The organism is Paraburkholderia gardini (genome assembly GCF_907164575.1).
Classification (GTDB): domain Bacteria; phylum Pseudomonadota; class Gammaproteobacteria; order Burkholderiales; family Burkholderiaceae; genus Paraburkholderia; species Paraburkholderia gardini.
Map to the genome: position 1 here is coordinate 25,143 of NZ_CAJQYY010000037.1, position 21,342 is coordinate 46,484.

At 63.3% G+C, this 21,342-nt stretch carries 16 protein-coding genes; 2 read left to right on the forward strand and 14 right to left on the reverse strand.

Going from position 1 to position 21,342, the window contains the following annotated elements; translation table 11 throughout:
- Position 1 precedes the first annotated feature (1 nt).
- The 12 genes from murC to coq7 form a co-directional block, all read right to left on the reverse strand.
- Positions 2-1,393, reverse strand: a complete 1,392-nt coding sequence (gene murC / locus LPA34_RS24340) for a UDP-N-acetylmuramate--L-alanine ligase (RefSeq protein WP_228983254.1) — start codon at positions 1,391-1,393, stop codon at positions 2-4.
- A complete protein-coding gene (gene murG, locus LPA34_RS24345; protein ID WP_228983257.1) occupies positions 1,390-2,511 on the reverse strand; it encodes an undecaprenyldiphospho-muramoylpentapeptide beta-N-acetylglucosaminyltransferase in 1,122 nt (373 codons plus the stop codon). The genes murC and murG overlap by 4 nt, the downstream gene beginning before the upstream one ends.
- Positions 2,508-3,776 carry a putative lipid II flippase FtsW gene (ftsW, locus tag LPA34_RS24350; protein ID WP_228983259.1) on the reverse strand — a complete coding sequence of 423 codons (1,269 nt, stop codon included), beginning with the start codon at positions 3,774-3,776 and terminating at the stop codon, positions 2,508-2,510. Before ftsW ends, murG begins: the two co-directional genes overlap by 4 nt.
- A complete protein-coding gene (murD, locus tag LPA34_RS24355; protein ID WP_228983263.1) occupies positions 3,773-5,314 on the reverse strand; it encodes a UDP-N-acetylmuramoyl-L-alanine--D-glutamate ligase in 1,542 nt (513 codons plus the stop codon). Before murD ends, ftsW begins: the two co-directional genes overlap by 4 nt.
- A gap of 56 nt (positions 5,315-5,370) precedes the next feature.
- Complete coding sequence (gene mraY, locus LPA34_RS24360) at positions 5,371-6,540, reverse strand: phospho-N-acetylmuramoyl-pentapeptide-transferase (protein ID WP_228983265.1); 1,170 nt, start codon at positions 6,538-6,540, stop codon at positions 5,371-5,373.
- Between the two features lie 17 nt (positions 6,541-6,557).
- Positions 6,558-7,985 carry a UDP-N-acetylmuramoyl-tripeptide--D-alanyl-D-alanine ligase gene (locus LPA34_RS24365; RefSeq protein ID WP_228983268.1) on the reverse strand — a complete coding sequence of 476 codons (1,428 nt, stop codon included), beginning with the start codon at positions 7,983-7,985 and terminating at the stop codon, positions 6,558-6,560.
- Positions 7,982-9,538, reverse strand: a complete 1,557-nt coding sequence (locus LPA34_RS24370) for a UDP-N-acetylmuramoyl-L-alanyl-D-glutamate--2,6-diaminopimelate ligase (protein ID WP_228983273.1) — start codon at positions 9,536-9,538, stop codon at positions 7,982-7,984. Before LPA34_RS24370 ends, LPA34_RS24365 begins: the two co-directional genes overlap by 4 nt.
- Positions 9,535-11,409 (reverse strand): peptidoglycan D,D-transpeptidase FtsI family protein, encoded by a 1,875-nt coding sequence (locus tag LPA34_RS24375; protein WP_228983276.1) that lies wholly within the window; start codon positions 11,407-11,409, stop codon positions 9,535-9,537. The genes LPA34_RS24370 and LPA34_RS24375 overlap by 4 nt, the downstream gene beginning before the upstream one ends.
- Positions 11,406-11,762 carry a cell division protein FtsL gene (ftsL, locus tag LPA34_RS24380; RefSeq protein ID WP_228983278.1) on the reverse strand — a complete coding sequence of 119 codons (357 nt, stop codon included), beginning with the start codon at positions 11,760-11,762 and terminating at the stop codon, positions 11,406-11,408. The genes LPA34_RS24375 and ftsL overlap by 4 nt, the downstream gene beginning before the upstream one ends.
- Entirely contained in the window at positions 11,759-12,712 is a 954-nt protein-coding gene (gene rsmH / locus LPA34_RS24385) for a 16S rRNA (cytosine(1402)-N(4))-methyltransferase RsmH (protein ID WP_228983283.1), read from the reverse strand. The genes ftsL and rsmH overlap by 4 nt, the downstream gene beginning before the upstream one ends.
- A gap of 15 nt (positions 12,713-12,727) precedes the next feature.
- Positions 12,728-13,156 (reverse strand): division/cell wall cluster transcriptional repressor MraZ, encoded by a 429-nt coding sequence (mraZ, locus tag LPA34_RS24390; RefSeq protein WP_228983286.1) that lies wholly within the window; start codon positions 13,154-13,156, stop codon positions 12,728-12,730.
- 375 nt (positions 13,157-13,531) lie between these two features.
- Positions 13,532-14,170, reverse strand: coding sequence for a 2-polyprenyl-3-methyl-6-methoxy-1,4-benzoquinone monooxygenase (coq7, locus tag LPA34_RS24395; protein WP_228983288.1), 639 nt, complete (start codon positions 14,168-14,170; stop codon positions 13,532-13,534).
- A gap of 291 nt (positions 14,171-14,461) precedes the next feature.
- Here coq7 and LPA34_RS24400 point away from each other — a divergent pair, with 291 nt between their 5' ends.
- On the forward strand, positions 14,462-15,661 hold the full coding sequence (locus LPA34_RS24400) for a porin (protein ID WP_228983290.1): 1,200 nt from the start codon (positions 14,462-14,464) through the stop codon (positions 15,659-15,661).
- Between the two features lie 225 nt (positions 15,662-15,886).
- Here the strand turns inward: LPA34_RS24400 and LPA34_RS24405 are convergent, their stop codons facing one another.
- Together LPA34_RS24405 and LPA34_RS24410 are read right to left on the reverse strand one after the other, a co-directional pair.
- A complete protein-coding gene (locus LPA34_RS24405) occupies positions 15,887-17,560 on the reverse strand; it encodes a long-chain fatty acid--CoA ligase (RefSeq protein ID WP_228983293.1) in 1,674 nt (557 codons plus the stop codon).
- Between the two features lie 170 nt (positions 17,561-17,730).
- Positions 17,731-19,809, reverse strand: a complete 2,079-nt coding sequence (locus tag LPA34_RS24410) for a molybdopterin-containing oxidoreductase family protein (RefSeq protein WP_228983297.1) — start codon at positions 19,807-19,809, stop codon at positions 17,731-17,733.
- Positions 19,810-19,979: 170 nt separating this feature from the next.
- Here LPA34_RS24410 and LPA34_RS24415 point away from each other — a divergent pair, with 170 nt between their 5' ends.
- Positions 19,980-21,200, forward strand: coding sequence for a M20 aminoacylase family protein (locus LPA34_RS24415; protein ID WP_228983301.1), 1,221 nt, complete (start codon positions 19,980-19,982; stop codon positions 21,198-21,200).
- Positions 21,201-21,342: the final 142 nt, after the last annotated feature.

Below are 21,342 nucleotides of genomic sequence, written 5' to 3' on the forward strand. Positions count from 1 at the left end.
CTCAAACCTTCTGTTCCTGGGCAATCCGACCCGGCACGCCGCCGATCGAACCCGCACCCATCGTGATCACTACGTCGCCGCCGCGCACCACTGCTGCGAGCGCATCCGGCACTTCATCCACCGTTTCGACAAATACCGGCTCGACCTTGCCCGCCACGCGTAGCGCACGCGCGAGCGCGCGGCCGTCGGCGGCGATGATCGGCGCTTCGCCGGCTGCGTAGACTTCGGTCAGAACCAGAGCGTCGACCGTCGACAGCACCTTCACAAAATCCTCGAAGCAGTCGCGCGTGCGCGTGAAGCGGTGCGGCTGAAACGCCAGCACGAGCCGGCGACCGGGGAACGCGCCGCGCGCCGCCGCGACCGTCGCGGCCATTTCGACCGGGTGATGCCCGTAATCGTCGACCAGCGTGTACGTGCCGCCATCCGGCGCCGGTACTTCGCCGTAACGCTGGAAGCGTCGACCGACGCCGTTGAAATCCGCGAGTGCTCGCTGGATATCGGCATCTTTCACTTCAAGTTCAGTCGCAATTGCGATGGCCGCCAATGCGTTCTGCACGTTGTGCGTGCCGGGCAGGTTCAGGACGATGTCGATCGGTGCCGCATCCTCGCGCATGGCGGTGAAATGCATACGTCCGTCTTTCGCTTCGACGTTCACCGCGCGCACCTGCGCGTCGGGCGCGAAACCGTAGCGGATGATCGGCTTCGAGACGAACGGCAGGATTTCCTTGACGTTCGGATCGTCGACGCACAGCACCGCGATCCCGTAGAACGGCAGGCGATGCGTGAACTCGATGAACGCCTGCTTGAGCCGCGCGAAATCGTGGCCGTAGGTGTCCATGTGATCGGCGTCGATGTTCGTGATGACTTCGATCACCGGGAACAGGTTCAGGAACGACGCATCGGATTCATCCGCTTCCGCGACGATGAAATCGCCCGTGCCGAGCCGCGCATTCGCGCCCGCGCTGATCAGCCGCCCGCCGATCACGAACGTCGGATCGAGTCCGCCAGCCGCCAGCACGCTCGCCACGAGCGATGTGGTGGTCGTCTTGCCGTGCGTGCCGGCAATCGCGATGCCCTGCTTCAGGCGCATCAGTTCCGCGAGCATCACCGCGCGCGGCACGATCGGAATGCGCCGGTGACGCGCGGCAAGCACTTCCGGGTTGTCGCTGCGCACCGCCGTCGAAACGACGACGGCGTTCGCACCTTCGATGTTCGCCTCGTCGTGACCGATGGCGACGCGCGCGCCGAGCGTGGCGAGGCGATCGGTCACCGCGTTGCGCGCGAGGTCGGAGCCGCTCACCTGGTAGCCGAGATTGACGAGCACTTCGGCGATGCCGCTCATGCCGGCGCCGCCGATGCCGACAAAGTGAATATGTTTGACGATGTGTTTCATTGTTGCCTTCCTTCCGGGCTCAAGCTCGGGATTACACCCGCCACGGCGGCGCAGATCTGCGCGACCTGTTCAGTGGCATCGGGTTTCGCGAGCGAGCGCGAACGCTCCGCCATGTCCGCGAGGATGTCCCGCGTCTGGCTGCGCAACCAGCCGGCAAGGGTATCCGCCGACAGATCGCGTTGCTGCACGACGAGCGCCGCGCCGTGATCGGCGAGAAACGCTGCGTTGGTTGTCTGGTGATCATCTACTGCGTGCGGGAACGGCACGAAAAACGCCGCCACGCCGACTGCTGCAATTTCCGCCACCGTCATCGCGCCCGAGCGGCAGATCACGAGATCCGCCTTCGCATAGGCCGACGCCATGTCGTCGATAAACGGCACGAGCTGCAGATCGTCGCCCGCCGACAAGCCCGCGTCCGCGTAGTTCGCCTTCAGCGCGTCGATATGCTTCGCGCCCGCCTGATGCACGATGCGCGGACGTTGCTCCGGCGCGAGCAGCGCCAGCGCACGCGGCACGACTTCGTTCAGCGCCGCCGCACCCAGGCTGCCGCCGACGACCAGCACATTCAGCGGACCATTGCGTTGTGCGTAGCGAACTTTGGGTGCCAATGTCAGCGCAAGTTCCTCACGAATCGGGTTACCTGTCCATTCGGCATGGGGCAACGCATCCGGAAACGCGACCAGCACGCGCTTTGCCACTTTCGCGAGCACCTTGTTCGTCAGGCCCGCGATCGAATTCTGTTCGTGCAGCACGAGCGGACGGCCGCTCAACGCGGTCATGAGTCCAGCCGGAAACGTGATGTATCCGCCCATGCCGAGTACAACGTCGGGCTTCACCCGGCGCAGCACGCCTAAACTCTGCGCGCACGCGCGCAGCAGATTCACCGGCAGCATCAGCTTCGTTTTCAGGCCCTTGCCGCGCAGACCGCCGAAGCGCACGAATTCCATCGGGATACCGTGCTTCGGCACGAGCGTCGCTTCCATGCCGGTCGGGTTGCCGAGCCACACGACGCGCCAGCCCCACGCCTGCATCCGGTGCGCGACCGCGAGCCCCGGGAACACGTGTCCCCCGGTGCCGCCGGCCATCACCATGAGCGTGCGCTGTTGCGTCGCGGTCATACTTTTCCTCCGCGCATCAGCACACGATTTTCATAATCAACCCGCATCAGCACCGCCAGCGCGACGCAGTTCAGCAAGATGCCCGAACCGCCATAACTCACGAGCGGCAGCGTCAGACCCTTGGTGGGCAGCAGGCCGAGGTTCACGCCCATGTTGATGAACGTCTGCGCGCCGAACCAGATGCCGATGCCCTTCGCGACGAGCCCCGCGAACGTGCGATCGAGCGCGAGCGCCTGACGGCCGATCTCGAACGAGCGGCGCACGATCCAGTAGAACAGCAGGATCACGATCAGCACACCGACAAAACCCAGTTCCTCGCCGATCACGGCAAGGATGAAGTCGGTATGCGCTTCCGGCAGGTAATTGAGCTTCTCGACGCTGCCGCCGAGGCCGACGCCAAACCATTCGCCTCGTCCGAACGCGATCAGCGAATGCGTCAGCTGATAGGCCTTGCCCTGCGCGTAACGGTCGTCCCATGGATCGAGATACGCGAAAATCCGCTCGCGACGCCAGGGCGAAGCCCACACCAGCAGACTGAACGTGCCCACCGCGGTGGCAACGAGGCCGCCGAACAGCTTGCCGTTCACGCCGCCGAGGAACAGCACGCCCATCGCGATCGCCGCGATCACCATGAACGCACCCATGTCCGGCTCGAGCAGCAGCATCGCGCCGACCACGCCGACGGCGAGCGCCATCGGCAGGAAGCCTTTCGCGAAGCTTTGCATGTATTCCTGCTTGCGCACCGTGTAGTTCGCCGCGTAGATCGTCACGGCGAGCTTCATGATTTCCGACGGCTGCATGTTCGTGATGCCGAGCGGAATCCAGCGACGCGCGCCGTTCACGCCCTTGCCGATGTGCGGAATCAGTACGATCACGAGCGTGAACAGCGCGAGCAGGAAGAACTTCGGCGCGTATTTGTCCCACACCGAGATCGGAATCCGGAACGTGATCACGGCCGCGACGGTGGCGACCGCCAGCGAAACCAGATGTCGCACGAGAAACGCGTAGTCGCGATACGCGGCGTACTTCGGCGAGTCAGGCATCGCGATCGACGCCGAATACACCATCACCACGCCGAGACCGAGCAGCGCGATCACGACCCACAGCAGCGAATGGTCGTAGTCGAGCATGCGTGAGCGCAGCGGCCTCACACCATTGACGGCGCTCGCGAGACCACTGCCCGCCGAGCGCGCGGACACCCTTTCGCCGCCGGCGGAGCCGCGTTGTTTCGTGAGGCGGGAGCCGAAGCGTTCGGACCAGCTCATATCATCGTCCCCCGTTCCGCGGCGATTTCCTCGATCGAGCCGCGGAACACGGCGGCACGATGCGCATAACCCTTGAACATGTCGAAGCTCGCGCATGCCGGCGACAGCAGCACGACGTCGCCCGGCTGCGCGAGCGCGCTCGCGGCACGCGTAGCGTCTTCCAGCGTCGCGTAATCAGTGAGCGCGATGCCGGTGTCTTCGAGCGCCGCGCGGATCAGCGGCGCGTCGCGGCCGATCAGCATCACGGCGCGGCACCAGCGCATCACGGGCGCGGCGAGCGGCTCGAATTCCTGGCCCTTGCCGTCGCCGCCTGCGATCAGCACCGCGCGCTGCGCGAGGCCGTCGAGCGCGGCGACCGTCGCGCCAACGTTCGTACCCTTGCTGTCGTCGACGAAATCGACGCCTTCAATCGATGCGATCAGTTCCACGCGATGCGGCTCGCCACGGTATTCGCGCAGGCCGTGCAAAAGCGGTGCGCCCGGCAGGCCGACGGCGCGTGCGAGGGCGAATGCGGCGAGCGCGTTCGCCGCGTTGTGCAGGCCGCGAATGCGCAGCGCGTCGGCGGGCATCAGGCGCTTCAGGCCGATGTCCGGCGGCGTAGCGGTTTCGTTCCTGCGACGGCGCGTGGGTTGCGGCTCGTCGCTGGCGTCGCGGTCGTGGGCCTCGACGAGCCAGTTCATCGCGTTATCGCGCAGCAGACCGTAGTCGCCCGCACGCGTCGGCTCGTTCAGGCCGAACGTGATCACCGGCGCGGAGGCGCCTCCCGGGGAGGCTTCCTTCGGGGCGCCTGCGGCGGACGCGAGCGCCATTACACGCGCGTCGTCGCGGTTCAGCACGCGGACCGTTTCCGGCCCGAAGATGCGGCCCTTCGCGGCGGCGTATGCGTCCAGTCCGCCGTGCCAGTCGAGGTGATCCTGGGTGATGTTCAGCACCACGGCCGCATCCGGAGCGAACGTGTGCGCGGTTTCCAGCTGGAAGCTCGACAGTTCGAGCACCCAGATGTCAGGCAGCGCGGTGTTGTCGATCGCTTCGGTGAGTTTGTCGAGCGCGGCCGGACTGATATTGCCCGCGACCGCGACTTTCTTGCCGGCGCGTTCGCACAGCAGGCCGGTGAGGCTCGTCGTCGTGGTTTTACCGTTCGTGCCGGTGATGGCGATCACCTTCGGCGCGTAGCCGCTTTCGCCGAGCGTCTTCAGCGCCTGCGCGAAGAACTCGAGCTCACCCCACACTGGAATGTCTTTCTCGCGCGCTTCGTTGATCAGCGGCAGCAGGTCGGCGGCGAGCGGCGACAGGCCCGGACTGATCGCGACCAGTTCCACACCCTCGAGCAATACGGGCGAAAACGGGCCGCCGACAAAGTCGGCATCGATGCCGTGCGCTTCGAGCCCGGACAGGTTCGGCGGCACTTCGCGCGTATCGGCAACGCGCAGCCGGCACCCGTGGCGCGCGCACCAGCGCGCCATCGCGAGACCCGATTCACCGAGTCCCAGCACGAGCACCATCGGCTTTTGCCGATCCCGAAACTTCTCGCCAAACATCGCTTGCTTTCCCTTTATTTCACTTCACCAGCCAGACAGCGACGGGTCATCAACGTTCACCGCAGCTTGAGCGTGGACAGACCGAACAGGCACAACATGAGCGTGATGATCCAGAACCGCACCACCACCTGCGTCTCTTTCCAGCCCGACAGTTCGAAGTGGTGATGCAGCGGCGCCATCTTGAAGAAACGCCGCCCTTCTCCGTAGCGACGCTTCGTGTACTTGAACCAGGTGACCTGCAGGATCACCGACAGCGTTTCCGCGACGAAGATGCCGCCCATGATGAAGAGCACGATTTCCTGGCGCACGATGACCGCGATCGTGCCGAGCGCGCCGCCGAGCGCGAGGGCACCGACGTCGCCCATGAACATCTGCGCCGGGTGCGTGTTGTACCAGAGGAACGCAAGCCCGGCACCGCTCATCGCCGAGCAGAAGATCAGCAGCTCGCCCGCGCCGGGGATATGCGGGAACAGCAGATACTTCGAGTAGACCGAGCTGCCCATCACGTAAGCGAACACGCCGAGCGATGCGCCGACCAGCACGACCGGCATGATCACGAGACCGTCGAGACCATCGGTGAGATTCACCGCATTGCTCGCGCCGACGATCACGAGATACGTCAGCAGGATGAAACCCCAGACGCCGAGCGGATAGCTGATCGACTTCACGAACGGCAGCAACAGGTCGGCGCGCGCGGGCAGGCCCATCGACAGACCGCTTCGCACCCACGCCATGAAAAGATCGAACACGCGCACGTTGCTCGCTTCCGACACGCTGAAGGCGAGATAGACCGCCGCGAAAAGCCCGATCACCGACTGCCAGAAGTATTTTTCGCGCGACGACATCCCGCGCGGATCCTTGTGGACGACCTTGCGGTAATCGTCGACCCAGCCGATCACGCCGAAGCCGAACGTGACGAGAATCACGATCCAGATGAAGCGGTTCGTCAGGTCGGCCCACAACAGCGTCGAGACGCCAATGCCGAGCAGGATCAGCACGCCGCCCATCGTCGGCGTACCGGATTTCACGAGGTGAGTCGGCGGGCCGTCTTTACGGACGGCCTGGCCGACCTTCATCGCGGTCAGCTTGCGGATCACGGCCGGGCCGCAGACGAGCCCGATCACGAGCGCGGTAATGGTCGCCGCGACCGCCCGAAAAGTCAGATAACTGAACACGCGCAAAAAGCTTGCGTCATTCTGCAGCCATTGCGCCAGCGCCAGAAGCATGCCTCGGTCCTTCTATTTCAGTGCGCACCGGGCGTCGTGCCCGGTGCTGAGGGTTGTGGACTCGTCACGGCGTCCACCACGCGTTCCATTTTCATGAAGCGCGAGCCTTTCACGAGAATCGTTGTATCCGGCCCTAAGCCAGCCTGCTGCAGATGCGCGACCAGCGCGGCGGCGTCATCGAAATGACGCGCGTCAGCGCCGTATGCGCTGCATGCATCGCGCGTCGCGTCGCCCGTGGCGAGCAACGTCTCGATGCCGCGTTCCTTCGCGTACGCACCGACTTCGCGGTGAAACGCCGGACCGCTGTCGCCCACTTCGCCCATGTCGCCCATCACCAGCACGCGCGGCGAAGCGCACGCCGCGAGTACGTCGATCGCAGCGCGCATCGAGTCGGGGTTGGCGTTGTACGTGTCGTCGATGACGGTCGCGCCCGCGAACGAGCCCGACGCCGCGCGCTTCACCTGCAAACGGCCCTTCACCGCGCCGAACGCTTCGAGACCGCGGCGGATCGCGTCGAGCGACACGTTCGACGCAAGCGCCGCCGCGGTTGCCGCGAGCGCGTTGCGCGCGTTGTGCTCGCCGAGCACCTGCAGTGCGACTTCGACGCGGCCTTGTGGCGTATCGATCGTCAAACGGCTGCCGTCGAACGTGCCGGTCACCGCGGCTTCGGTCGAGCGCGGCGCATTAACTCCGCCTGCGGGATTCAACGCGAAGTCGATGATCTGGCTACCCGTCGCGGCGACGCGCCAGATGCTCGCGTACGTGTCGTCGGCGGGAAAGACCGCGACGCCTTCCGGTTTCAGCGCATGAATCACGCTCGCGTGTTCGAGCGCGACCGCTTCGACGGTCGCCATGAATTCCTGATGCTCACGCTGCGCATTGTTGACTACCGCGACGGTCGGCTCGGCGATTTTCGCGAGCAGACCGGTTTCGCCCGGATGGTTCATGCCGAGTTCGACGACCGCGAGCCGGTGCGTATCGGTGAGACGGAAGAGCGTGAGCGGAAGGCCGATGTCGTTGTTGAAGTTGCCGGCGGTTGCGAGCCGTGCCGGCTCACCCACCGCCGCCGCGAAGATCGACGCGATCATTTCCTTGACCGTCGTCTTGCCGTTGCTGCCCGTGACCGCGACGAGCGGCATCGAGAACCGCCGACGCCAGCCGCGCGCGAGCGCGCCCAGCGCAACCCGCGTATCGGCGACGCGCAACGCGGGCACACGCCAGTCGCCCGGGCTGCGGGTGACGAGCGCGGCGCTCACGTGACGCGTCGCGACTTCCGGCAGGAAATCGTGCGCATCGAAACGGTCGCCCTTCAGCGCGACGAAGAGGTCGCCGGGGCCGGCCGTGCGGCTGTCGGTCGACACGCGCTCGAACGTCACCGATTCATCGCCGAGCACGGTCGCGCCCGGAATCAGCGCAGCGGCTTCGCGGAGCGAATACATCGTCATTCGCCACCTCCGCGAGCCTGCGTCGCGCGCGCGGCGAGCGCGAGGCGGGCGTGATCCTGATCGGAGAAAGCGCGTTTCCTGCCCATGATTTCCTGTGTTGCTTCGTGCCCCTTGCCGGCCAGCACGATCACGTCTTCGCGGGCGGCGTGACGGATCGCATGCAGGATCGCGCTCGCGCGGTCGTCGATGCGGCGTGCCTTCGTGGCGTCCTTCATGCCCGCGACGATCTGGTCGATGATCGACGCCGGATCTTCGCTGCGCGGGTTATCGCTCGTCACGATGAGCGCGTCCGCGAACGATTCGGCGATGGCGCCCATCAGCGGACGCTTCGTGGCGTCGCGATCGCCGCCGCAACCGAACATGCAGACGAGTTCGCCGCCGCGCGCAACCGCGATCGGACGCAGCGCAGCGAGGGTCTTTTCGAGCGCGTCGGGCGTGTGCGCGTAATCGATCACGACGAGCGGTTCGTCGTTCTGCAAACGGCCGCCGAGACGCTGCATGCGTCCGTTTACCGGTTCGAGTTTTTCCAGTTCCACGAGCGCGGCTTCGAATGGCACGTCGGCGGCGAGCAGCGCGCCCAGCACGCCAAGCAGATTGCTCACGTTGAACGCGCCGAGCGTCGCGACTTCGACGTCGGCGTCGCCCCATCCGGACGTGGTCAGGTGAAAAGCCGTGCCCGTCGCCGTCGCGCGAACCTTCGACGCGACGAGCCATGCGTCGGACTGCGCGGTTTCCGATGCGTTATCCTGCGCGCCTTCGATGCCGTACGCGATCGTGCGCACCTTGCCATGTGCGCCTGCGAGCAGGCGGCGGCCGGCTTCGTCATCCCGGTTGATCACGGCCGCGCGCAGACCCGGCCATGCAAAGAGACGTGCCTTGGCCGCCTCGTAGGCGGCAAACGTGCCGTGATAGTCGAGATGATCCTGCGTGAGGTTCGTGAACACGGCGATGTCGAACGACGTGCCGTTCACGCGCCCTTGATGCAGCGCGTGCGACGACACTTCCATCGCGACAGCCTGCGCGCCTGCGTCACGCAACCGCGCAAGACTGCGCTGAAGCTGCGGAGCGTCCGGCGTCGTGAAACCCGTGTGGACGAGCTGGCCCGGCATGCCGCTGCCGAGCGTGCCAATGATCGCGCAGCGCGTGCCGGCCGCCGTCAGCGCCGACGAAATCCACTGGCTGCACGACGTCTTGCCGTTCGTGCCCGTCACGCCGAAAACGAGCATCGCATCGCTCGGATCGCTGTACCAGGCGCTCGCAATCGGGCCAGCCAGATCGTTGAGCGCCGGCACGGCGAGCGCGCTGACCGGATCGATTGCACCGGTGAAGTTTTCAGGTTGAACGAGCACCGCCGTTGCGCCACGTTCGATCGCGTTATCGATGAACGGACGGTTGTCGGCGCCGTCGACGGCGTAGGCGAGAAACACGTCGCCGGCCGCGATCGAGCGCGTATCGGCGTGCAGATGCGCCGCTGGCTGCACGCGGGCGTGCAGCCAGGCGAGTGCGTCGGCGATTTGCCGGTGCGCCGGATGCGCGGAACGCAACGCGCTCATCTGACCACTCCGGGACGGGTCTTCGCGGTATCCGCGATAGTGAGTTTCCTCGCGCCACCGGCGCCGGTGGCAAGCTTTTTCGCAGTGGCTGCCGCAGCGGATGGCGCGGCCGGCGTCGTGGGCGGGGCCGTATCGTCGGACACCACCATCTGCCTGACCGGCATATCCGGCGGCACGTTCAGCGTGCGCAGCGTATCGCCCACGATCGACGAGAACACCGGGCCCGACACCTGGCCGCCAAAGTGGCTACCGGCCGTCGGCTCGTCGACCGAAACGGCGACGACGATGCGCGGATTCGGCATCGGCGCCATGCCGACGAACGACGCGCGGTACTTCGATTTGTCGTACCCGTGAGGGCCGTGCTTGTACGCCGTGCCGCTCTTGCCACCGACACGGTAACCCGGCACCGCCGCATCCGGCGATGTGCCGCCCGGCGCTGTCACGGTTTCGAGCATGGCGCGCACTTCACGCGCGGTGGTCGGCGAGAAAATCTGCGTGCCGGGCACTGGCTGGCCGCCGGGCGTGTGGAAAATCGACACCGGCACGATCTGGCCGTCGTGCGCGATCGCGGTGTACGCGCGCGCCAGCTGGAACAGCGAAGCCGACAGGCCGTAGCCGTACGACATGGTTGCCTGCTCGATGCGCCGCCAGCTATGCCACGGGCGCAGACGTCCCGCCGCCGCGCCGGGGAACCCGACCTTCGGCGCCTGACCGAGACCGATGCTCGTGTACATATTCCACATCTCTTCCGGCTTGAGCGTCATGGCGATTTTGGTCGCGCCGATGTTGCTCGACTTCTGGATCACGCCGCCGACCGTCAGCACGCCGAACGCACTGTCATCGGTAATCGTCGCGCCGTCCAGCACGAAACGGCCCGGACCGGTATCTACCAGTGTAGTCGGCGTGACGCGATGCAGATCGAGGGCAAGCGAAACCGTGAACGGCTTCATGATCGAGCCCGGCTCGAACACGTCGGTCAGTATCCGGTTACGCAGCTGCTCGCCGGTCAGGTGCGAGCGGTCGTTCGGGTTGTACGTCGGGTAATTGACGAGCGCGAGCACTTCGCCCGTGCGCACGTCGATCACCATGGCCGCACCGGCCTTCGCCTTGAATTTCTCGACCGCTGCTTTCAGGTTCGTGTACGCGATGTACTGGATCTTGCTATCGATCGACAGGTCGACGTCGGTGCCGTTGTGCGGCACGACCTGCTCGTCGACGTCCTCGACCACGCGGCCCATCCGGTCCTTGATCACGCGACGGATGCCCGAAGTGCCGGCGAGCAGCTTCTGGTCGCCGAGTTCGACGCCTTCCTGACCTTCGTCCTCGACGTTCGTGAAGCCGATCAGGTGAGCGGTAATCTCGCCTTCGGGATAGAAGCGCTTGTATTCACCACGCTGATAGATACCGGGAATGTCGAGAGCGGCGACTTTCTGCGCGACGTCGACCGGCACCTGGCGCTTCACGTAGACGAAGGTCTTGTCTTCCGAGAGCTTCGTGCGCAGTTCCTTCTGTGTCATGTCGAGCAGTTTGCCGAGCGACGCGAGCTTGTCCGCGCCGAGATCGTCCGGCACGGATTCGGGAATCGCCCAGATCGCGCGCACGGGCAGGCTGGTGGCAAGCACGAGCCCATTGCGGTCCAGAATCTTGCCGCGCGTGGCCGGCAGTTCGAGCGTGTGCTGATAGCGGCTTTCACCCTGCTTCTGATAAAACGCGTTGCCCGGGCCCTGAATCCAGAACGCGCGCGCGGCCAGGGCGACGAACGCCATGAACAGCAGGAACACGACGAGCTTCGAACGCCACATCGGCAGGCGAACAGAAAGGATCGGGTTCGCCGAAAACGCGACGCTCTTGCGATTAGCCGATTTTTTCATCGGACACCTCGCGGGCGGGCTGCGGACGCCGACGATGCCGAACCGGCGTCGGAGGTCGGCACCGGTGCGTCTTCAGCGGTTGCCGCGCCGGCGGCGAGCGTCAGATATTGCGTGCGGCCGGTCGTGGCCGGCTGCATCTTCAGTGAGGCCGTGGCGATCTGCTCGATACGCGAGGTCTTCGACAGCGCGCTCTGCTGATATTGAAGCTGCGAGTAATCCTGCTGCAACTGTCGCTCCTGCGACTGCGCCCGCTGCAACTGGATAAAGATCTGACGCTGCTGATTGGTCGCGTTGACAACGGAAAGCGCGCAGCCCATCACGACGATCAGAAGGAAGATATTGAGGCGGTTCATGGCGCGATACGCTCCGCGACGCGCATCACGGCCGAACGGGCGCGCGGGTTCGCGGCGACTTCTTCGTCACTTGCAAACACACGGCCGATGATTCTGAGCGGCGGGCTGGGCAGATCGACGGCACGGATCGGCAGGCGGCGGTCGACCGCAGGCGCACTCGCGTGCGCCTGCATGAACCGTTTGACGATCCGGTCCTCGAGCGAATGAAAGCTGATCACCACCAGCCGCCCCCCTTGCTCCAGCAACGACAGCGCTGCTTCTAAAACGACTTGCAGCTCCGCAAGCTCTTGATTGACGTGAATCCGTATAGCCTGAAAGGTGCGGGTTGCCGGATCCTTGCCCTTCTCACGGGTTTTGACGACGTTAGCCACGATTTGGGCAAGCTCGCCCGTGCTGACGAGAGGCCCAAGACGGTCGGACTCTGCCCGGCGAGCAACAAGCGCCTTTGCAATCTGAAAAGCAAACCGTTCTTCCCCATAATCTCGTATCACCTCCGTCAGTTCCTGCACCGTGGCCCGCGCGAGCCAGTCAGCGGCAGACTCGCCGCGCGTCGGGTCCATCCGCATATCGAGCGGGCCGTCGGCGCGGAAACTGAAACCCCGCTCCGGATCGTCGATTTGCGGCGACGACACGCCCAGATCCAGCAACACGCCCGATATCCGCCCTACCCCGCGTTCCGCGATCGCGTCACGCAGTGAAGCAAAACTTTCATGCACGATCTCGAAACGCGAATCGACGATCTGCTGCGCCGTGGCGATCGCGAGCGGGTCCTTGTCGAACGCGATCAGACGTCCGCCTTCCCCCAGCCCGCTCAACAGCAGACGGCTATGGCCGCCACGCCCGAACGTGCCGTCTACATAGACGCCGTCCGTGCGCGTGACGAGCGCATCGACCGCTTCTTCCAGCAGCACCGTGCGATGCTGCAGTTCGTTTCCCATCGCAGGTGCCATATATGTAAACCGCGATCAGAACGTGAAATTCTTCAACGCATCGGGCATGCCTTGCGCCATCGCCGCCTGTTCCTTCGCGGCGTAGGTCTGCGCATCCCATAACTCGAAGTGGCTGCCCATACCGAGCAACATCACTTCCTTTTCCAGCGTCGCCGCCATCCGCAATTCGGGCGAGACCAGCACGCGGCCCGCGCCATCGAGATCGACGTCCGAAGCATTCCCGAGGAAAATCCGGCGCCACCAGTGGGCGTCCATCGGCAGCGCGGCGATCTTCGCGCGGAAGACCTCCCATTCCGGGCGCGGAAAGAGCAACAGGCAGCCGTCCGGGTGCTTGGTAATCGTCACCCGGCCTTCTGCCTGTCCTTGCAGCGCTTCACGATAGCGGGACGGAACCGACATCCGTCCTTTCGCATCGAGAGTGAGCGCTGACGCCCCTTGGAACACTTTTGCTCTCCCATGGCGAACGTTGAACGACGCCCGCGTGATCTCGAAAATTTACCCGAAATTAGCCGGTAAATCACACAAATGTACACTTTCTCACACTGTCTCCCACTTTAGAGGAACGCTAAACACGGGTCAAGGGAGAAACACGCTTTTTCGAGGAATTTTGTTTGCTAGAACAAGGACTTAGCGCCACATGCTCACGTCGCATCTAAAACAGAAAATCGTTATAAATGAATGAGCTACTGCGACAAGTGAAGGTGATACTTCAAAAGTGAGGGGGAAAGGCGCGGCGCGTAAGCAAACTGAGAGGAAGAAAAGCACGGATCATCGACGATGAAGCGGAACGGCGTGTTGCGCGCCGTCCCACCGGTGGGATTAAACGTAATACGCGGTACGTGTCATGACTTTCGAAGCAGCGCGCATCAGCGCGCGCACGGGAAACGGCAGATCGATACCGCCCGCGTCTTTAGCGGCCTTACCGTGAGCCGCTTCATCGATGCGCATCTGCTCGACGATGGCGCGCGATTCGAGATCGGCTTCTGGCAACGTCTCCAGATGGCCATCGAGGTGGTGCTCCACCTGCTTTTCGGTTTCGGCCATGAAGCCAAGGCTCACGCGATCACCCAGACGACCCGCCGCGAGACCGAGTGCGAGTGAGCCCGCATACCAGAGCGGATTAAGCAGGCTCGGGCGTGAATCGAGCGCTTCGAGACGACGCGCCGTCCACGCAAGGTGGTCCTCCTCTTCGCGGGCGGCATGCTCGAACGCCTCTCTCAGCGCGGGCGAACGGGTGGCCAGCTTCTGCGCCTGATATAGCGCCTGGGCGCACACCTCGCCGACATGGTTGACACGCATCAGACCCGCGGCATGCGCACGTTCGGCTGGCGACATTTCGACGGCCGTCGACTCGCCTGCCGCGACCGGCGGAAGCGGGACGGGACGCGACATCCGCGACACACCCGTCATCGATCGTAAACCCCGATCAAGCTCGGTTATCAACTCATCAAGCATCATTCAGGCCTCCCTCGAAAGCTGCGCTGCCTGAAGTGCAGCAGGCTTTGTAAGGCTTTGTCTTTGCACGACAAAACACGTTTTTGCGGAACCCCAAAAGCGGGGATAACCCGTGATTTTAGCTCATGTTGCGTAAACGAAACATGAGGTTACCGGGCGGTCGGCTTTTCCTTTGTGCAGCCAGGTCGTTTTGTTACATTACGTGCAACTTCTCGCGAAGTTACATCAAGGCAGCAAAGCACGACAAATATTCGCCTTGCAATAAAAGATTCGTAATTCCTTGGAGATCATTCGATGAAAAAGTCGCTTCTCGCTCTGGCAGCACTGGGCACGTTTGCGGGCGTCGCTCATGCGCAGAGCAGCGTGACCCTGTACGGCATTATTGATGAAGGTTTCAACATCAACACGAATTCGGGTGGCCAGCACCTGTACAACCTGTCGAGCGGCGTGCTTCAAGGCAGCCGTTTCGGCCTGCGCGGTACGGAAGATCTGGGCGGCGGTCTGAAGGCAATCTTCGTTTTGGAAAACGGCTTTGACGTGAACAGCGGCAAGCTGGGTCAAGGCGGTCTGATGTTCGGCCGTCAGGCTTACGTCGGTCTGTCGAGCCAGTTCGGCACGGTCACGCTGGGTCGTCAGTACGACTCCGTCGTCGATTACGTCGGTCCGCTGGAATCCGGTGACCAGTGGGGCGGCTACATCGCGGCTCACCCGGGTGACCTGGACAACTTCAACAACGCTTACCGTACGAACAACACGGTCAAGTTCGCGAGCAAGAACTACGGCGGCCTGACGTTCGGCGGTACGTACAGCTTCGGCGGCAAGGCTGGTGATTTTTCCAGCAACCAGATCTGGTCGTTGGGCGCTGGCTACGCGAACGGTCCGTTGGTCTTGGGCGTTGGCTACCTGAACGCACGTACGCCGGCGGCATCGGGCGGCCTGTTCAACAACGGCGGCTCGATCGCAGGCCTGAGCGCGACGACTGGTCAGCAAACGGCAGTCACGAGCCCGGTGTACAGCGGTTTCGCCTCGGCCAACACGTACCAGGTTATCGGTGCTGGCGGTGCTTATACGTTCGGCGCAGCAACGGTCGGCGTGACGTACTCGAACGTCAAGTTCATGGGCCTCGGCGCAGTGGGTACCACGGCATACGCAAGCGGCGAAACAGCGACGTTCAACAACGTCGAAGCCAACTTCAAGTATCAATTGACCCCAGCACTGCTGCTCGGCGCCTCGTTCGACTACACGAAGGGCAGCGACGTCGCATTGGCGAATGGCACGGGCAACGCGGGCGCAGCGTACTACCAGGGCGCACTGGGCGTCGACTACTTCCTGTCGAAGCGCACGGACGTTTATGTGATCGGCGTGTTCCAGCAGGCTTCGGCAGATCGCGATTCGGCTGGCAACGATGTCGCGCATGCGGCAATCAACGGCCTGACGCCGTCGTCGAACACCCGTCAAACGACGGCTCGCATCGGTATCCGTCACAAGTTCTAATAAGTCGTAAAAAAGCTGTATGCCTCAAAGGCGCCTTCGGGCGCCTTTTTTTGTGCCTGACTGTCGCCGTCATTGCGCCTTGCGCGACATGGACAATCCGATCGCGCCCGCCACGCCTCACCGGATCGCGCGCGGCGACAAAAAAGGCTCAACCGGCGCTGGTTGAGCCGTTTTGTCCCGCACCGATGCACAGACGCCACAAGCGCGAGCAACTACCTCACCGTTTCAAACCCGCCCGTCCCGCAACTCACGTCGCAGGATCTTGCCGACATTGCTCTTCGGCAGTTCGGTGCGAAACTCGATGATCTTCGGACGCTTGTAACCCGTCAGTTGCGTCTTGCAGAATGCGAACAGATCGTCGTCGGTGAGTGCCGGGTCTTTCTTGACGATGAAGAGCTTGACTGCTTCGCCCGAACGCTCGTCGGGCATGCCAACCGCCGCAACCTCGAAGACGCCCGGGTGCTTCGCGACAACATCCTCGATCTCGTTCGGATAGACGTTGAAACCCGACACCAGGATCATGTCCTTCTTGCGGTCGACGATCTTCACGAAGCCCTTCTCATTCATCACACCGACATCGCCGGATTTGAAAAAGCCGTCCCCGGTCATGACCCTGGCCGTTTCGTCCGGCCGGTTCCAGTAGCCGGCCATCACCTGCGGGCCGCGAATGCAGATTTCGCCGGGCTGGCCGAGCGGCACTTCGTTGCCGTCGTCGTCGCGGATCGAAACTTCCGTCGACGGCAGCGGCAAACCAATCGTGCCGCTGTATTCGGTCACCGTCACCGGATTGCACGTGACGCACGGTGACGTCTCCGATAATCCGTAGCCCTCGACGATCGGCGTGTTCGTCTTCTCGAACCAGCGTTTCGCGACGGCCTCCTGAACGGCCATGCCGCCGCCATTTGCGGTGATCAGCTTCGAAAAGTCGAGCTGTGAAAAATCCGGGTGGTTCAGCAGTGCGTTATACAGCGTGTTCACGGCCGGGATCGTCGTGATTGCGTAACCGCGCAACGACTTGATCATGCCGCCGATGTCGCGCGGATTCGGAATAAGTACGCCGAGGCCGCCGGTCCGGATCGTCAGCAGCCCGCACACGGTCAGCGCGAACACGTGATACAGCGGCAGCGCGACCACGGTGACAAACTGGTCGATTTCACCGCGGCCGTGGCGCACCGGATCCATCCACTCATGCGACTGCAGGACGTTCGCGACGAGATTGCGGTGCGTGAGCGTCGCGCCTTTCGCGACACCCGTCGTGCCTCCCGTGTACTGGAGAAACGCGACGTCTTCGGGGTCCTGCTGTACGGCCTTGAACGTCTGACGACCGCCTGCGGCGACGGCATCGTTGAAACAGACGTGACCTGGCAGACTCCAGACCGGCACCATTTTCTTCACGCGACGCACGACGAAATTGACGAGCATCCCCTTCGCGCCCATCAGATCGCCCATCGCCGCGACCACCACATACTTCACCGACGTATTGGCGACAACCGCCTGCAACGTGTTCGCGAAGTTTTCGAGGATGACGATGGCCTCGGCGCCGCTGTCCCTGAGTTGATGCTCGAGTTCGCGCGGCGTATAAAGCGGGTTCACGTTCACGACGACATAGCCCGCGCGCAGGATCGCCGCGATGGCGACCGGATATTGCAGCACGTTCGGCATCATGATGGCGATGCGTGCGCCACGCGCGAGTCCCTTCGACTGGAACCAGGCGCCAAGCCTGCGCGACAGATCGTCGAGTTCGCCGTAGCTGATCGCCTTGCCCATGCAGACGAAAGCCGGCTTCGCCCGGTGCTTGTGGAAACTCTCTTCAAGCAGTTCGGCGACCGACGTGTACTGCGTCGGGTCGATCTCAGCTGGAACGCCGGGCGGATATGATTTCAGCCAGATTTTGTCCATGCGGCGTCTCCTCCTTATATTTTCGAATGGTCGTGCTAAAACATGCATCCTAGCATGCGCACCCTGTCGTTTTTCTCGAAAGAAACCCGGTTAGACGCGGCCCTCGAACCGTCGCCAGACGGTTCGACCGGGCTGCCGATGACGTTTCCAGGCGCGTCGGCGCGCCGGAATCACACGCGCTCGACTTCGACCAGACAGTCGTAGAAGGTAGCGGAACCGCCGAGATCGGTCAGCGCCTGACTCGTGACCTGATTGGCGTTACGTCCATCTGGCGCAAGCTTCTTCCACCAGATCGACAGACCAACGACGAGGCCTTCGCGAGCCCGCTCCGTCACACGGGCGCGCGCCTGCATCGAGCCGCGGTCGTTGAAGATGCGCACCAGATCGCCATCGTGAACATCACGACCCAGCGCATCGGATGGGTGAATGTCGAGATGCGGTTCGCCTTCAGTGGCGCGAAGGCTCTCGACGTTCACAAAGGTGCTGTTGAGGAAATTGCGCGACGGCGGAGAGATCATCGCCAGCGGAAAACGCGCCGCGAGCTCCGGCGCGCCGTCGGCGGATTCGTATGGCGGCAGATAGTCGGGCAGTGGATCGAGCCCTTGCTGTGCGAGCCGCGCGCTGAAGAACTCGCACTTGCCGGACGGCGTGCGGAATGCGCCCTCAGCGAGCGGCGCATCGGGCAGATTCAGCTTCACCCATCCAGCGGTTTTGAGCGACTCCCAGCCGGAACCCTTAAGCGCCGCGTCATCCCAGCGGAACGCGCCAGCCGCGACGGCTTCGTCGCTTTCGTACAGAGCCGGCTCTTCGAGCGCCATGGCACGCGCGATTCCGCGGAAAATTTCCGTGTTCGGGCGCGCATCGCCGACCGGCGCAATCGCCGGCAGGTTGGCCATGACATGCGTGTGCCCATATGACTTGTGTACATCCAGATGTTCGAGTTGCGTCGTGGCCGGCAACAGCAGATCGGCATAATCGGCCGTGTCGGTCTGGAAATGCTCGAGCACGATCGTAAAGAGATCATCGCGCGCGAATCCGGCGGCAACCTTTTCCGAATCGGGCGCCACTGCGACCGGGTTCGAGTTGTAGACGACAATCGCCTCGACTTTCGGACCGAACCCGGCGTCACCGGGATGGGTAAGCGCATCGCCGATCGCGTTCATATTGACGATGCGCGGCTGCTTCTGCGGCCAGCCCGGAATCAGATCGGGTCGCTCGAGCGCATGCGAATCGACTGGCGCCCAGCCCGACGACGACAGCAGCAACCCGCCCGCGCGGTCGCGCCAGGCGCCGGTCAGCGACGGCAGACAGGCGATTGCGCGAACAGCGTTGCCACCGCCACGCACCCGCTGCATGCCGTAGTTGAGGCGAATCGCCGCTTTTTTTGTGCGTCCGTAAAGAAGCGCGAGATCGATGATGACCTGCTCACCGATGCCACAGATCTCCGCGGCACGCGCCGGCGGATATGCCGCGGCGCGCCCGGCCAGCTCGTCGAAACCGAGCGTATGCGCATTGATGTAGTCACGGTCGAGGAGGTTTTCCCGGATGAGCACGTGCATCATGCCAAGCGCCAAAGCGGCGTCTGTACCCGGCTTCAGTGCAATGTGCTGATGACACTTTTCGGCCGTGAGCGAGCGGTACGGATCGATCGCGACGAGCCTTGCGCCGCGGCGCTTCGCTTCCTGTGCGCGCGTCCAGAAGTGCAGATTCGAGGCAATTGGATTTGAACCCCAGATCAGGATCAGTTCGCTCTCTTCGAAAAATTCCGTGAGCATACCGAGGCTCGCGCCATACGTATATTTGAGGCCCGCCGCGCCGGCGGCCGCGCAGATCGTCCGATCGAGCCGTGAGGCGCCCAGCTTGTGAAAGAACCGCTGCGCAATGCTGTCGCCCTGCACAAGGCCCATCGTCCCCGCATAGCTGTAAGGCACGATTGATTCCGGCGCGCGTTGCGCGATTTCGGACAGACGCGCGCCGGCCAGCTTGAACGCTTCATCCCAACTGATCGGCTCAAACCGTCCTTCGCCTTTCCGGCCGACGCGCTTCATCGGCGTCGTCAACCGCTGCTGGTGATGCACCCGTTCCGCATAGCGGCTGACCTTCGCACAGAGGACGCCTTGCGTCGGTGGATGGTCGGGATCGCCCGTCACCTTGACCGCCCTGCCGTTTTCGACGGTTACGCGCATTGCGCAGGTATCCGGGCAATCGTGCGGACAAACTGCACGGCGAAATTCAGCGGGAGCATTCATCGGAAATCCGGGGAGAAATGAGGCGTCTGCGAGGCGAAGTGCAATTTTATTACGTTCGCAGCGCGGCGACGGTGGCGTTCCGCCAAAAAGGCCGTTCGGCGTAGAATGATCCGAACCGGACTCGGGCGTCCAGCCTCGAGCGACACGCAGCCAATGACGTACTTACGACCATGAAACTCATTCCGGAAATCCAGGCCGCCCAGGGCGAAATTCAGACCATCCGACGAACGATCCACGCGCATCCCGAACTGCGTTACGAGGAGACCCAGACAGCAGATCTCGTGGCAAAGAATCTCACCGCCTGGGGCATCGAAGTGCACCGCGGCCTCGGTAAAACGGGGGTGGTGGGCGTCCTGAAGCGCGGCACGAGTGAACGATCGGTCGGTTTGCGCGCCGACATGGATGCGCTGCCGGTACACGAACTGAACACCTTCGAACATCGCTCGCGCAATGACGGAAAGATGCACGCGTGCGGCCACGACGGCCATACGGCGATGCTGCTTGGCGCGGCCCGATACCTCGCGGAACATGGCGATTTCGACGGCACGATCGTGTTTATCTTTCAGCCGGCAGAGGAAGGCGGCGCAGGTGCTCAGGCGATGATCGACGACGGGTTGTTCACTCGTTTTCCTGTCGATGCGGTCTTCGGCATCCATAACTGGCCAGGCATGCCGGCTGGGAACTTCGGCGTGACTGAAGGTCCGATCATGGCATCGAGCAACGAATTTCGCATTGAAATCAAGGGCATCGGTTCACACGCAGCACTGCCGCACAACGGACGCGACCCGGTATTTACGGCTGTTCAAATCGCCAACGGACTTCAAAGCATCATCACGCGAAACAAAAAGCCGCTAGATACGGCGGTGCTGTCGATCACGCAGATCCATGCCGGTGACGCAGTCAACGTAGTACCTGATGTTGCGTGGATTGGCGGCACGGTTCGCACGTTCACGACGGAAACGCTCGACCTGATCGAAACCCGGCTCCGGAAGATCGCTGAAAGCACGGCTGAGGCATACGACTGCTCGGTCGAGATCACATTCCACCGGAACTACCCGCCGACGATCAATAGCTCGGAAGAAACCCGATTTGCGGCCGAGGTGATGAAGGAGATCGTAGGCGTCGAAAACGTCGACGACTCAGTCGAGCCGACGATGGGCGCTGAAGACTTCTCGTTCATGCTCCTAGCGAAACCGGGATGCTACGCATTCCTGGGCAACGGAACTGGAGGTCACCGCGATGCTGGCCATGGCGCGGGTCCTTGCATGCTTCACAACGCAAGTTACGATTTCAACGACGCCCTGCTGCCGGTTGGGTCGACGTACTGGGTGCATCTGTCGCGGCGTTATCTGGGGCGGGAGGGTGAACTGAGGGAGGATGGCCCGCCCTGACGGGGCGGGGATTGCGGGCGGGTAAAAGCCATCGGGATCAGCCCTCGAGACAGGCGAATGGCGGTGTAAACGCAGAAACCCCACCTTTTTGGGGTGGGGTTTCTGTTGCTGCTGGGGAGCCTGACGATTACCTACTTTCACA